Below are 11,947 nucleotides of genomic sequence, written 5' to 3'. Positions count from 1 at the left end.
GGGGCTTGGACGAAAGGTTGATTGAGATAAAGAGGCTCCTAAACGGGGGGAACCCCGGCGCGGCCCTGGCTTTAGCCGGGAATATAAAGGATACCTACTGGAGGGACTACGCCCTGAAATGGATAGCTGAAGCTTACGCCATGGAGAGACCCGAGAAGGCCTTGGAAGTGGCGGAGAGCATCTCAACGGAGTCCCTCCGTGACGAGACGCTCAGGGACATCTCATACGTTTTTTCCAAGAGCGGGCTCTTCAGGCAGGCAATCCTGGCGGCCAGTAAGATAAAAAGCGAATTCACGCGTAAAAAGGCCCTCAAAGCTGTCTCTGCCATGTTGGCCAGGGCGATAGTTGAGAAGCACAACACCGGGGTAAGCCTGAGCGAGCTGGGTCTGGACGAGGGGGACATAGAGCTCCTTAAACCCCTGCCGCAGTGGATAAGCCTCAAGGACGGCAAGCTAATGCCGGGTTCGGAGCTTCTGAGGATGAAAGGGGAGTTCAGGAACGCCGTTGTTCCGCAGGGTGAGACCCCCGGGCGGTTCCCCCAAGGCCAGAGGTGGGGGCACCGGGAAAGGGGCGGAAGGAATACCTCATCGAGTACTTTGAGATTCCGATCTGGAGCGCCAACGTTGAGGAGCTTGAGTACTGGGCTGGGTTGCTTGAAGAACCCTTGAGGAGCCGCCTCCTTGAGGAAGCTGGAGTCATATACCTGAAAGCGGGGAACTTTGAGAGGGCAGAGGAGCTTTGGGAAAGAGCTTCCAGTGCAAGCGAGCTCAGCTATCTCCTGGCCCTCCACGCGCTCGATGAAGGCGACTTTGAAAAAGCCTCGGAGTTTGCCAGAAAGATTTTGAGCCCGGTTAAAAAGCTCCTGCTTCTGCAAAAAATGCTGGAGATGGACGTTTTAGACGAGGATATCCTCCGAAAGATGGTGAATGCCAAAAGCGACTACCTCCTTGCGAGGGCCCTCAAGTCCTTCGCCTTTGAGCTCCTCGGGGAAGCGGAAGCGAGGAACGACCCCGGGCTCAGGGCCCTTTCTAAGAGGGTTTTTGACCTGGGAGTAAAGATCCAAAGGGAGTTCGAGGCAAGGGCCCTCGGCCTGTTCTAAACTCACTTGAGCTTTTCCAGGATTATCGCCGGGCAGACCTTGGTAACTCCGCTGATCTTGCCGATTTTGTTGGAGATTATGTCCGAGAGGTCATTCCCGTCCCTGGCCCATATCTCGGCCATTATCATGTGGTCTCCGCTCGTAAGGTAGACAGCCTTCACGAACTCAAACTCCCTGAGCTTCTGGGCCACTTCAAAGATCTTCTCCGGGAGTGTGTCCACCCCGGTTATGCTGACCAGGTTGTAGTCCAGCTTTGAGGGATCCACGACTATCGTGTACTGCTTTATAACCCCCGCCTCTTCGAGGGCCTTGACGCGTTTCCTTACGGCGGTCTCGCTTATGCCCAGAACCTTGGCTATCTCGGTGAACGGTGTCCTGGCGTCTTTGGTCAACATTTCGATGATGATCTTATCCCTCTCGTCCAGCACTTTCCATCACCCCTTCACTTCTAAATCCAAACTATAACGGAATTGTATATCAACTTATTGGTTCCGGTTCAGGCCCAGCTTAACGGCAACCTCCACGTGGGGAGTGTGGGGGAACATATCAAGCCCCATGGCATCCAACACGGAGTATTTTTTCGAAAGCTGATTGAGATCCCTGACGAGCGTCTCCGGATTGCAGGAAACGTAGATAAGGTTTTCGGGTTCATCCTTTAGAATTCTCTCAACGAGCTTCGGATGGAGCCCCGCCCGGGGCGGGTCAACAACAACGGTGTCGTAACGTGAGAGACCCTCCACGTCGCGGTCGGAGCCAACTTTAAAGTCCGCCTCAACGCCGTTGATTTGCGCGTTTCTCCTGGCCATCTCCACCGCGAAGGGGTTGACCTCAATCCCCTCAACTTCAAAGCCCCGCCTGGCGAGATAAACACCGAAGGTGCCCACACCCGAGTAAAGATCGAGAACCCGCCCGCCCTCGGAGAACCCGCTCACTGCCTCAACGAGGTTGAAGGCCTGGTAGCTGTTCGTCTGGAAAAAGCTGTTTGGATGGATTAGATAGACCACATCCCCGAGCTTTTCTTTTATGTACTCCTCCCCCCAGAACCTTTTGATTTCCCCGTAGGAGACATCGCTCGGCGTTCTATTGACGCTCCAGTATACTGAATCTGCGTAGTCGAAGTAGTTTGGGAACTCCTGCGGCAGTTCCCCGGGTGATGTAACCAGGTTCACCATGAGCTCCCCCGTGAACTTGCCTTCCCGGATAACGATGTAGCGGAGAAAACCTTCGTTTTTTTGGAGCTCATAAAGGGTAACCCTGTGATCCTCGATGAATTCCCTCAAAGAGGAGAGAACCCTTCCGGATGAATCCCCGAAGATGGGGCAGTGATCTATCTCCACTGCATCCCACCAGGTTCCATAGCGCCTGAACCCGATACCTTTTGTCGAAATGACAACGTCGATTCTGTTTCTGTGGCCAAAAATTTTGGGGGAAGGGATAACTTTAATGTCCATCCCGAGAAGCCGCCCGAGTTTTGCCTCTTTAAAGCGTATTTGTTCATCGTAGGGGAGGTGCTGGAGAAGACAGCCCCCGCATTTTCCCGCGTAGGGGCACGCGGGATTAACAACGAGATCAGACCGCCTTAAAAACTCGAATTCTTCTGCAAGGATTTTTCTCTTTTTTCCGCGTGTTTTGTAAACTCTGACCAAATCCCCCGGAGCAGAAAAGGGAACGTAGACCTTCTTCTTGCCCAGAAGACCAACCCCAAGGCCTTCGTCGCTCAGGCTTTTGATCTCAATTTCGAATGGCATGGGTTGGCTGTGGGGGGAGAGGTTTATAAATTATGCCGGTTGCCGCATTGCCCAAATTTTTTCAGCAAAGTTTATTTATAGGGAGTGGTATACTACACTGGTGTTCGGTGGATGTTGAGGCGCAGGAAAGAGATTGTGTATAAGGTTCTGGTAACGAAGAAAAAGGCCGTTGCCCTCCAGCACCTGAGCGCCGAGCTCGAAACATCCCGCCCGGAGCTTCTCTCAACGCTGAAAGAACTTGAATCCGACGGTTTAGTTGAGCTCTTCTACGGAAAGGACAAGGCCAGCATCTTTGTAAAGGCGAAAACTCTCGCCGATTACGTTAAAGTTTAATCCCCTTTACCCCCATTTTGTTTTGGGCCGTACAGAAAACTATTTCTACCCGTAAGGTTGTAGATGAGTATGGTAGACACAATGCCGGGCATTATTATCACCGGGAGGGGAGGTGCGGGGAAAACAACAATAGCCAGCAACCTTGGCGTGTATTTTACCCGGGAAGAGGGACTGGACACCGTTGTAATTGACGGGGATCTGTTCTTACCCAAACTCGCGTTTCATTTCGGGATATACAACCCGGCGGTGAACCTGCACTCTATTCTCAAAGACCCCAGGGCAAATCCCTTCAGCGCCGTTTATAGAGATCCAAAGACAGGAGTCTACGTAGTTCCGGGAAGCTCCAACATATACGAATCTAGACCCGAGAAACCTGGCCAGGGTAGTTTCTGAATACAGGGAGAGATACAACATGACAATAGTGGATTCCCCCGTTGGGGTGCCCTTCGACACACTATCGACGTTCAACCTTGTGGAATACCAGCTGATAGTTTTGGAGCTGGAAAGATCACCGATATACAGCTTCAGGAGAATGCTGGAAAACGAGCTAATAAAGCTGAAAGCCCTGGGGAGAGTTCGATCTGAAGGTGGGCATCGTCATCAACAAGGTCCGGGAAGCCAAAGGGGATCTGGACGAGGTTGTAGGTTTTATTGAGGACGTCGTTAAAGCACCCGTTCTGGGCGTTATATCCCTTGACAGCAACGTTCCCTTAGCTTCGAACTACGGAACACCGGTTCTTGCAAAGTTCCCCAGGATTCAGGCTTCCAAAGATCTTCTGGAACTCGGAGAAAACCTGGCCACCTGGATTTTCGGAAAAAAGCATCACAAAAAGTCAAAATGGAGCGAATACGGGCATTCGATCCGGGAGGCCCTCCACGGGATCATCCACTGGAGTTAGATCCCAGCAACTCCGATACCCGGAGGACTGGCAAGAACCTGTATCCGTTCCCCCTTATGTTCTCATCCGCCCCTTCCTCGCGGTCAACAACAACCGATATGGCAGCTATCTTAGCCCCGAGAGACTCGAGAACCCTAGCGGCATTCAGAACACTTCCCCCGGTCGTTGTGACGTCCTCAACGAGCAGAATCCTTTCTCCCTCCCTAACTTCCCCCTCGACCTGACTTCCGGTTCCGTAGTCTTTGGGCTTCTTCCGGACTATGACGAGGGGCTTTCCGGTTTCGAGGGATAAAGCGGTCGCAATTGGCACCGCACCGAGCTCCGGGCCTGCCACCCTGTCGAACTCAATCCCCTCCGATTGAGCCTTTTCGGCCATCAGGCGGGCTATGAGCTTCAAGGCCTCCGGGTCGGTGACCACTTTCTTGACGTTGATGTAATAGTTGCTCTCCTTTCCCGAGGCCAGAACAAAGTGGCCGAAGAGAATGGCCTTTGCCTCGAACATCTTCTCGATGAGCCTCTCCTTCTCGCTCATTTGACACACCCGTTTAAACTTTTCAAAGCTCAGCTGAAGGAATCAGCAGAAAAAAGTTTAAAAATGTAGCGGCCTCACTATCTCTTTCCCTCTTCCATGACCTTTTTCGCGGCCTCGCTGACCTCGGCAAGGCTCTTGAATAGCTTGAGCATCTCCATCGGAAGGGGCAGTACTATGACGTTGCTCTTGTCGTTCGCGACGTCGCTTATTGTTTGAAGCGTTCTGAGCTGCAGGGCCATTGGATGCTCGCTTATGATCTCAGCCGCCTCCCTGAGCTTCTCGGCGGCCTGCCTCTCTGCCTCGGCCAGGGTTATCCTTGCCCTCCTCTCACGCTCGGCCTCTGCCTGCCTTGCCATGGCCTTCTGCATTCCCGCTGGTAGTTCAACGTCCTTTATCTCCACCGTGGAGACCTTTATTCCCCAGGGATCGGTTGCCTCGTCTATGATCTTCTGGAGCTCCATGTTGAGCTTCTCCCTCTCGCTGAGGAGTTCATCGAGGTGGGCCTGGCCTATGACGCTCCTCAGAGTTGTCTGGGCTATCTGGCTGGTCGCCATTATATAGTTGGCCACCTGGGTCACAGTCTTGACCGGATCGACGACGCGGAAGTAGACGACGGCGTTCACCTTAACGGGCACGTTGTCCTTGGTTATGGTCTCCTGAACCGGGACGTCGAGAACCCTGGTTCTTAAGTCCACTATGTAGGCCTTTTCGAATAGTGGAATAATGAAGAACAGTCCCGGGCCTCTGGCGCCGACGACCCTGCCGAGCCTGAAAATCACTGCCCTCTCGTACTCCTTGACTATCTTTATTGCGCTTGCCAGGAAAATCAAAACAAAAAGCAACACTATGGCCAAAACCAAACTTCCCACACCTGCCATTCACTGCACCTCCTTTTCTTGAACTTTCTCAACAATAAGAGTCAGACCATTCATCCCAACAACCCTGACGACCTCCCCGGCCTTTATTGTTTCCCCGTTCCTGCTCACTGCCTTCCAGAGCTCGCCCCTTATTTTCACCATTCCCTCGGGGCTGAGATCCTGGACGACCTTTCCGGTTTCACCTATCATTTCCTCCCTGCCAGTCTGGGCTTTCTTTTTCCTGTCCCTCACGACGGCAGTAACACCGAAGGCGAAGAACAGGCCAAGGAGCAGGGCTATTGTTATGATGACCATTCTCAGCGTCGAGAACGTTGAACCCTGTATCAAATACTCGTCTCCACCCCCGAAGAGGAGAACTCCGCCGATTACCATGGTTATTACCCCCGCAACGGTAAAGAGGCCGAAGGTCGGTGTCAGCGCCTCGGCTATGAAGAAGATTATCGAGAGCCCGATGAGGAGCAGGCCCGCGCTGTTGTAGCCAAAGTAACCCAGGCCTATGACCCCAAGGACAAGGAGTATTGCCCCCACTGTCTCGGGAACGTGCCAGCCGGGTGTTAAGAAGCCGAAGATGAGGCCGAGGATGCCGATGTTTATGAGGATATAAGCCACCGTTGGGTCAGATATGTACCTGACTACTTCGTCTTTGAGTGATGGCCCAACCTTTACAATCCGAGCATCTGTGAAGTTCAGGGTTACGTAACCTTTTCCAGCAACGGGAATCTTGGTTCTCATCCCGTTCGCCTTCTGGAGGAGGTCATTGACGTCATCAGCTACAACCTCTATAACGTGGCTCTTCAGAGCTTCCTCTGGCGTGAGGCTTAAGTCTTCCGTAATAAACAGCTCTGCTATTGTTTCGTTTCTCCCGCTTGCCTGGGCCAGGCTTTTGATGTAGGCTATGTAGAAGTTCCTGATCTTCTCGGGGGCCCTCACTATGCTTCCGTTTGAGGAGTAGCCAAGTATCGGCTCGCAGGCACCTATACTTGTCCCCGGCGCCATGGCTATTAGATGGGAGCTGAGGGCTATGTAAGTACCGGCCGATGCCGCTATTGCCCCCCTTGGAGAGACGTAGATTATCACCGGCACTTTTGACTCCTGGATCCTCTGGATGATCTCCTGCATTGCATCTCCCCTGCCTCCAGGGGTGTCGAGTTCTATTACCAGGGCTTCGGCGTGATTGGACTCTGCAATCTCGATGTATCGTGAAAATTGGTCAACAGAATAGCTGGTTATCACTCCCTCAAAAGTGGCAACGTAAACCACCCTGGTCTCAGCAGCAGAAGCGCTAGCTGAGGAGAGAACTAAAAGGGAAACCAGAAAGATGAGGCCGACCAGTGTTCCCACTCTCATCTTCATCGCCATTGCTTAGTACTCATGAAAGTTTAAAAAGTTTGCACCCATCCCGTTTTTAAGCAGTTGGGTGGGGTTTTATAATCCCTGACGAGGAAACAATCCTCATGACGGGGGCAAAAGACGCCAAAATAAAACGCGCCTGGAAAATCGTCAGAGAGGCCTCGATGTACTCACCATCGGGCAACTTCTGGGAGGAAGTCAAAAAGGCCGGTCTAAATGAGGGTGAGATAAAGAACGCGCTGGTTCTTCTCGAGGAGGCGGGGGAGATAAGAATAAGGAGAGGCCAGGATGGGAGGAAGCTCTACGTCCTCACCCTCAGGGACATCAGAAGGAACCCGGTAAAGCTTGATAAGTGGCTGGCTAAAAGGTAAGCCTCTCAAGGAGGGCGTATTCCCTCTCAGTCCATGCCGAAGGGTCCGTCACGAGGTAAACCTTCCCGCCGTGGAGGATGGCATAGTCCCGGAGGGTATTCAGGAACTTTAGCAGGCTTTCAAAACCGTTGTGGAGTGCCAGATACTCAAGGCATTCTACAACCACCGGAACATCGGGGTTCTCCTGCAGGTGTGAGATGAGCACGTGCAAAAGCCTGGGGAGCTCCCGGGGGCCCACAAAGCCGGGGAGGGAGCTGACAAAAATGGCATCGCCCTCCAAAGGGGCCCCCGGTCTGCCAATGGTAAGAACCTTTGGCTCTCTCACCTGCCCCCGGGAGCGTACTATCTCAACAGGGGTCGGGTGGGCATGGTAGGTCTGGAGTGGGATTGACACTGAAAAAAGCTGACCAATGAGGGCGACCAAGCTCCTGATCGGCAGCATTTTTCCACCACATGTTTAAACGCCTGAAAATTTAAAGGCCTTTTTCGCAGGTGGTTGTGTAGGTGCCTATGTAAAAATGAATCCCCTCAGACAAGACCGATGTCATCACGGCTCAGCCGGTTGATCCGTCATCATCGGGCGAAGAAGGAAAGGTGGAGGGGTTAAAAACCTTCAGAACAGCTCTTCGAGCTTGACGTCTATCCTGTCCGGGTTGAAGGGGAGGACGTGCCTGGTGGTCTTTGGAGAGAAGACCTCACCCCTCTTGACGAGCTCCATAACTTCCTCCTTGCTCGGGGCTTTTCTGATGAAGACGTAGTCGACCTCGCCCCTGGCCATGTCTTCCCTCGCGTCTTCCTTGAGGCCGTAGTAGATGAGCTCTATCCTCCCCTCAACGCTCATCTCGTCGAGCACTTTACTTACTTTCTTCTGCTCCTCCAGCGAGCCGGGGATGGCGAAGCTCTTCTCTCCAACGAGGGCGAAGGCTATCTCTCCCTTCTCTGCTTTCTCCTCCGCCTTTGGATTCTCGATTACCTTAAGGCCTGCCTTCTTTAGCCTCTCAATGACCTCGTTGAGGTCTCCCTTGAAGGCCGGGTACCATGTGTAAACTTTGACTTCATCGCTGAAGTAGTCGAGTATCACTGCGGGGGCCCTCTTCGCCCCAAGCTTCTGCAATCCAGCCCAGCGGTGGTGACCGTCAACTATAAGGTAGGCATCCTCGCCCGGAACCTTCGCGAGGAGCATTGGCCTCCAGAAGATGCCGCTTCCGGTGACGCTCTCGATGAAGGCCTCGAGCTCCTTCTGGACGAGCTGTTCGTGGGGCTTCATCTTGTCGAGCTCGATAAAAACGTAGTCAACCTTCTTGGTCGGAATGTCGTACTTCGGAACCTTTTCAACTCCCATCTCCAACCCTCCGTGAGCGTTAAACCTTCAGACCCCTCTCGAAACGGGGGGTAAAAAGGCTTTCCCTTCTATGCACACAACATCCTCCGGGCATTTTGCGGAAAAGCACGGAAAATCCCGAGGATTTTAAGGGACAACCGTTAAAACACCAAAGGCCCAAATAACTCCGATGAGGAACGTCGCTGACCTGCCCCTCCACGGCGGACATGTCCCGGCCTGGCTCGCCCGGCGGATGAGGAAGCTCACCCGGTTAGTCCTCATCCTGGCAGTCGAGGAATACGGCACGAGGGGCCTCCTCGAGAGGCTCTCCGACCCGGTGTGGTTTCAGGCATTCAACAACGTTATTGGAATGGACTGGGACAGCAGTGGCTCGACAACTGTAACGGCCGGCATGATAAAGGACGCCCTCTGGGAGGAAGAGCTTGGGGTAAAAGCGGCCGGAGGGAAGGGGAAGAAGAGCCGGGCAACTCCCGAGGAGCTGAAGAAGATAGCCGAGCTCTACGAGCTCGACCCCGAGCCCTACGTCAGAACCTCCCGGCTCGTTGCCAAGGTTGATACGGTTGCACTCCAGACCGGTTACCAGCTCTACCATCACGTTTTCTTCCTCGATGAGAAGGGCAACTGGGCAGTGATTCAGCAGGGCATGAACGGGAGGGAAAGGCTCGCGAGGCGCTTCCACTGGTTCGACGCTGAAACATTCACCCTCGACCCCCACAAAGCCATATCTGGCCTTAAAAGGGAGTTCGCCCTCAACACGGTATCGAAGGAAGCGGAAGAGTATCAGAAAACCCTCCTCGACGTCATCCAGGAAAATCCAGTTAAGATAGAGCGCGAACTTGAGGGCTTGAAGGCCATGGCGAAGGGATATATGCCCCTCGTCTATTACAGGCCCCGCGAGCCCGGGGAAAAAGAGGTTCTCAGGCGTTACGAGAGTCTTGGAAAGTTTGAGCTGAACAAAAAAGCCCTGGAGTTCGCCCGCGAGCTGGGCGTGAACAACTACGAGGAGTTTCTTCTTGTGAAGGGCCTCGGACCGAGCACCCTGAGGGCTCTCTCGCTCGTCCTCGAGCTGGTTTACGACGTCCACCCGAGCTGGAAGGATCCTGTAACCCACCCGCCGGATCCCTTCAAGTTCAGCTACGCCGTCGGCGGCAAGGATCGCGTTCCCTTCCCGATTGACAGGCCTGCATACGATGGGCTGATTTCCTTCCTGGAAGAGCTCGTCTCAAGGCATCCGGAGGAGAGGGCCCTCGTAAGGAACGTAACGAGGATAACTAAGAACTGGAAATTCCCGGAGGGGGAGAAGAGGGCAACTTAATGGATTGTTGCATTTTCGGAGCTCACAAAGCACCGGGGCCCCTGAGTGTTGGTGATCTTCGGGTGATTTTGCCCAAGGCAGTCCCCCCCCACGAACAGGACAAAAACACCTTTTCACTATGTTCGGTTAATCCCCCGGCCACCCAACTGTAACCCTTTTAACTATCGTGGTGTTAGCATACTACCGGGGTGTTAGTTTGTACTTCGACGAGAGGCCCAAGAGCAGAAGGGAGGACCTGTACGATAGGGAGGGGGAACTTGAGGAGATACTCACCTCCATTGAATCCCGTAAACCGCTGGTGGTTCTCAAGGGAATCCGCAGACTCGGGAAGACCTCTCTCCTGAAGGTTGCCCTCAACGAAGCCAGGGTTCCGCACGTGATAGTAGACCTCCGCGGGGTGAACCCGAACTCAAGGCGCGACCTCTACCTCCGCTTTCAGGCGGCGCTAAATGAGTATCTCTCAGAGAACGCCCCCCTCTTTGCGAGGCTGAAGGAGAAGATAAAACTCATAGAAGGCGTGAACCTTTCGAGAATCGGCGTCTCGCTCTCGTGGAAGAACCCAGAAACGCTTTACTCCCTGATTTCGGCGCTCGAAGGCGAGGGCTTTGTTATAGCTTTCGATGAAGTCCAGGAAGCGAGAGGGCCGGCTGGAAAAGAACTTGCCTCTCTGATAGCCCACTTCTACGACTACGGGGAGACAACATTCATCCTGACCGGTTCAGAAATTGGCCTCCTATACGACTTCCTCGGCGTTGAGAATCCCGATGCCCCCCTCTACGGGAGGGCCTTCCAAGAGATAGAGCTTTTAAGATTTTCAAGGGAGCAGAGCCTGGACTTCCTCAGGAAGGGCTTTGAGCAAGCTGGCATTGATGCCCCGGAGGAAGTTCTTGAGAATGCCATTGACAGGCTCGACGGAATAGTGGGCTGGCTCGTGAAGTTCGGCGTGGTTTCGCTCAGGGAAGGTTTTCGGGGGGAGGTTATCCATAAGGTTCTTGAAGAAGCATCCAGGCTCGCTTTAGCAGAGCTCGAGCGCTTCCTTGAAAAGCGCCCCCTTGCGAGAAGGCGCTATCTGACCGTTCTCCGGGCGATAGCCTCGGGCAAGAACACATGGGGTGAGCTAAAGAGAGAGCTCGAAAGAAAGGAGAAGAGGGAGATCGAAGATGCCGCACTGGCGAGGCTCCTCAACGCGCTCCTGAAAGCTTCCTTCGTAGAAAAGAGGGTCGAGGGAAGAAACGTAACCTACGGCATAGCCGACCCCGTGCTTGAGTTCGCCCTTCTCCATTAACCCCGCAAACACACCATGCTCCCCTGCGGCACCCCGAGTTCCCTCGCTATTGGCCTGCATTTCGCTTTTAGCAGGTAGAAAACTCTGCCATCCTTCACTCCGCCGAGGGTTTCAAAAGGACTTTTTGAGCGCCCTTACAAAGAGCCTGTCAGGAGGGTTTTGGCTTTCCCCAGCCTCTCGAAGAGCTCATTGAAGTGGTCAACGTAGGGCTCCTCCTTGAGCATCGCCTCAACGTCCTCCCCGATCCTCTCCGGGGAGTAGCCGACGGCGAAATCTATCACGTTGCCGATTATGGCGAGCTTTAGCGCGGTCTTAAGGTCCATTTCTTTCCCCTCGAGGTCTGAGACCATCTTCCCGGCCAGCCTGTTCGAGAGCTCCTTGTACTCCTTAAACGGGTCGTCGTTGCTTACTATTTTATAAACGCCGAGAAATATTTCGCTCCCGAAAACCGCCGGAACGGAATCTTCGCTTATCCCAGCCATGAGCTTCGCCGTCTCGATGACGCCTTTCTTTCTGAGCTCAAGGTCATCAGTGCCCATCTCGACGATTTTCTGGCACTGGTTGGCGATGCAGGCGAAGCACTCGTAGTGGGCCTTCATTTTTATCCCGGGGGTGAACGGGTTTGGCCTTTTAACTCAATCGGCAGGGTTCAAGAATCCCAGAAAAAGCACCTTTCCAGTCCCTTGGGGTTTGTGGTGCGGGGGCGGGGATTTGAACCCCGGAACCCCTACGGGACGGGACCCTGAATCCCGCGCCTTTGACCAGGCTCGGCAACCCCCGCGCCGCCAGAGAGAG

Annotated in this window: 16 protein-coding genes and 1 tRNA gene; 8 read left to right on the top strand and 9 right to left on the bottom strand. The window is 53.8% G+C overall.

All coding sequences use genetic code 11. From position 1 onward, the window contains the following. Positions 1 to 5: 5 nt before the first annotated feature. Both ACZ47M_RS02210 and ACZ47M_RS02205 read left to right on the top strand, forming a co-directional pair. Complete coding sequence (locus ACZ47M_RS02210; RefSeq protein ID WP_315339613.1) at positions 6 to 668, top strand: hypothetical protein; 663 nt, start codon at positions 6 to 8, stop codon at positions 666 to 668. Further along, complete coding sequence (locus ACZ47M_RS02205; protein WP_315339612.1) at positions 665 to 1,099, top strand: tetratricopeptide repeat protein; 435 nt, start codon at positions 665 to 667, stop codon at positions 1,097 to 1,099. Before ACZ47M_RS02210 ends, ACZ47M_RS02205 begins: the two co-directional genes overlap by 4 nt. 2 nt (positions 1,100 to 1,101) lie before the next feature. Here ACZ47M_RS02205 and lrpA read toward each other — a convergent pair whose 3' ends face one another. Then, positions 1,102 to 1,527, bottom strand: coding sequence for an HTH-type transcriptional regulator LrpA (gene lrpA / locus ACZ47M_RS02200; RefSeq protein WP_315339610.1), 426 nt, complete (start codon positions 1,525 to 1,527; stop codon positions 1,102 to 1,104). A 54-nt stretch (positions 1,528 to 1,581) separates the two neighbouring features. Next, on the bottom strand, positions 1,582 to 2,847 hold the full coding sequence (rlmD, locus tag ACZ47M_RS02195) for a 23S rRNA (uracil(1939)-C(5))-methyltransferase RlmD (RefSeq protein WP_315339608.1): 1,266 nt from the start codon (positions 2,845 to 2,847) through the stop codon (positions 1,582 to 1,584). A 111-nt stretch (positions 2,848 to 2,958) separates the two neighbouring features. Here rlmD and ACZ47M_RS02190 point away from each other — a divergent pair, with 111 nt between their 5' ends. From ACZ47M_RS02190 to ACZ47M_RS02180, 3 genes are all read left to right on the top strand, one after another. After that, the gene (locus tag ACZ47M_RS02190; protein ID WP_315340874.1) at positions 2,959 to 3,180 is read left to right on the top strand and encodes an ArsR family transcriptional regulator; all 222 of its coding nucleotides are present in this window, start codon (positions 2,959 to 2,961) and stop codon (positions 3,178 to 3,180) included. Between the two features lie 69 nt (positions 3,181 to 3,249). Continuing rightward, positions 3,250 to 3,573, top strand: coding sequence for a nucleotide-binding protein (locus ACZ47M_RS02185; protein ID WP_315339607.1), 324 nt, complete (start codon positions 3,250 to 3,252; stop codon positions 3,571 to 3,573). 194 nt (positions 3,574 to 3,767) lie between these two features. Further along, positions 3,768 to 4,079: a MinD/ParA family ATP-binding protein gene (locus ACZ47M_RS02180; RefSeq protein WP_315339604.1), complete on the top strand. Its 312-nt coding sequence runs from the start codon at positions 3,768 to 3,770 to the stop codon at positions 4,077 to 4,079. Here the strand turns inward: ACZ47M_RS02180 and pyrE are convergent. From pyrE to ACZ47M_RS02165, 3 genes are all read right to left on the bottom strand, one after another. Next, the gene (gene pyrE, locus ACZ47M_RS02175; RefSeq protein ID WP_315339602.1) at positions 4,063 to 4,611 is read right to left on the bottom strand and encodes an orotate phosphoribosyltransferase; all 549 of its coding nucleotides are present in this window, start codon (positions 4,609 to 4,611) and stop codon (positions 4,063 to 4,065) included. The two genes, ACZ47M_RS02180 and pyrE, sit on opposite strands and share 17 nt — an antisense overlap. A 77-nt stretch (positions 4,612 to 4,688) precedes the next feature. Next, on the bottom strand, positions 4,689 to 5,489 hold the full coding sequence (locus tag ACZ47M_RS02170) for a slipin family protein (RefSeq protein WP_315339600.1): 801 nt from the start codon (positions 5,487 to 5,489) through the stop codon (positions 4,689 to 4,691). Further along, the gene (locus ACZ47M_RS02165; protein ID WP_315339599.1) at positions 5,490 to 6,842 is read right to left on the bottom strand and encodes an NfeD family protein; all 1,353 of its coding nucleotides are present in this window, start codon (positions 6,840 to 6,842) and stop codon (positions 5,490 to 5,492) included. It lies immediately after the preceding gene. A gap of 101 nt (positions 6,843 to 6,943) precedes the next feature. Here ACZ47M_RS02165 and ACZ47M_RS02160 point away from each other — a divergent pair, with 101 nt between their 5' ends. After that, on the top strand, positions 6,944 to 7,210 hold the full coding sequence (locus tag ACZ47M_RS02160) for a hypothetical protein (RefSeq protein ID WP_315339598.1): 267 nt from the start codon (positions 6,944 to 6,946) through the stop codon (positions 7,208 to 7,210). Here ACZ47M_RS02160 and ACZ47M_RS02155 read toward each other — a convergent pair. Continuing rightward, the gene (locus ACZ47M_RS02155; RefSeq protein ID WP_315339597.1) at positions 7,200 to 7,652 is read right to left on the bottom strand and encodes a DUF835 domain-containing protein; all 453 of its coding nucleotides are present in this window, start codon (positions 7,650 to 7,652) and stop codon (positions 7,200 to 7,202) included. The genes ACZ47M_RS02160 and ACZ47M_RS02155 overlap by 11 nt on opposite strands. Positions 7,653 to 7,823: 171 nt before the next feature. Next, the gene (gene serK, locus ACZ47M_RS02150; RefSeq protein WP_315339596.1) at positions 7,824 to 8,552 is read right to left on the bottom strand and encodes an L-serine kinase SerK; all 729 of its coding nucleotides are present in this window, start codon (positions 8,550 to 8,552) and stop codon (positions 7,824 to 7,826) included. Positions 8,553 to 8,721: 169 nt separating this feature from the next. Here serK and ACZ47M_RS02145 point away from each other — a divergent pair, with 169 nt between their 5' ends. Beyond that, entirely contained in the window at positions 8,722 to 9,867 is a 1,146-nt protein-coding gene (locus tag ACZ47M_RS02145; RefSeq protein WP_315339594.1) for a DUF763 domain-containing protein, read from the top strand. 196 nt (positions 9,868 to 10,063) lie between these two features. Further along, positions 10,064 to 11,152: an AAA family ATPase gene (locus ACZ47M_RS02140; protein WP_315340873.1), complete on the top strand. Its 1,089-nt coding sequence runs from the start codon at positions 10,064 to 10,066 to the stop codon at positions 11,150 to 11,152. Between the two features lie 134 nt (positions 11,153 to 11,286). Here ACZ47M_RS02140 and ACZ47M_RS02135 read toward each other — a convergent pair whose 3' ends face one another. Further along, positions 11,287 to 11,751, bottom strand: a complete 465-nt coding sequence (locus ACZ47M_RS02135) for an ARMT1-like domain-containing protein (protein WP_315339592.1) — start codon at positions 11,749 to 11,751, stop codon at positions 11,287 to 11,289. 94 nt (positions 11,752 to 11,845) lie between these two features. After that, a tRNA-Leu gene (locus tag ACZ47M_RS02130) sits at positions 11,846 to 11,933 on the bottom strand. Between the last annotated feature and the right edge of the window lie 14 nt (positions 11,934 to 11,947).

This window comes from Thermococcus waiotapuensis (assembly GCF_055384795.1).
Note: the sequence above shows the minus strand (reverse complement) of the source record. Positions and strands in the feature narration are given on the sequence as shown.

Coding starts and splice junctions, on each gene's coding strand:
- ACZ47M_RS02145 (WP_315339594.1), top strand. CDS start 8,722: ATGAGGAACGTCGCTGACCTGCCCCTCCACGGCGGACATGTCCCGGCC.
- ACZ47M_RS02135 (WP_315339592.1), bottom strand. CDS start 11,751: ATGAAGGCCCACTACGAGTGCTTCGCCTGCATCGCCAACCAGTGCCAG.
- ACZ47M_RS02155 (WP_315339597.1), bottom strand. CDS start 7,652: ATGCTGCCGATCAGGAGCTTGGTCGCCCTCATTGGTCAGCTTTTTTCA.
- ACZ47M_RS02190 (WP_315340874.1), top strand. CDS start 2,959: ATGTTGAGGCGCAGGAAAGAGATTGTGTATAAGGTTCTGGTAACGAAG.
- ACZ47M_RS02185 (WP_315339607.1), top strand. CDS start 3,250: ATGGTAGACACAATGCCGGGCATTATTATCACCGGGAGGGGAGGTGCG.
- ACZ47M_RS02160 (WP_315339598.1), top strand. CDS start 6,944: ATGACGGGGGCAAAAGACGCCAAAATAAAACGCGCCTGGAAAATCGTC.
- ACZ47M_RS02165 (WP_315339599.1), bottom strand. CDS start 6,842: ATGAAGATGAGAGTGGGAACACTGGTCGGCCTCATCTTTCTGGTTTCC.
- rlmD (WP_315339608.1), bottom strand. CDS start 2,847: ATGCCATTCGAAATTGAGATCAAAAGCCTGAGCGACGAAGGCCTTGGG.
- ACZ47M_RS02170 (WP_315339600.1), bottom strand. CDS start 5,489: ATGGCAGGTGTGGGAAGTTTGGTTTTGGCCATAGTGTTGCTTTTTGTT.
- pyrE (WP_315339602.1), bottom strand. CDS start 4,611: ATGAGCGAGAAGGAGAGGCTCATCGAGAAGATGTTCGAGGCAAAGGCC.
- serK (WP_315339596.1), bottom strand. CDS start 8,552: ATGGGAGTTGAAAAGGTTCCGAAGTACGACATTCCGACCAAGAAGGTT.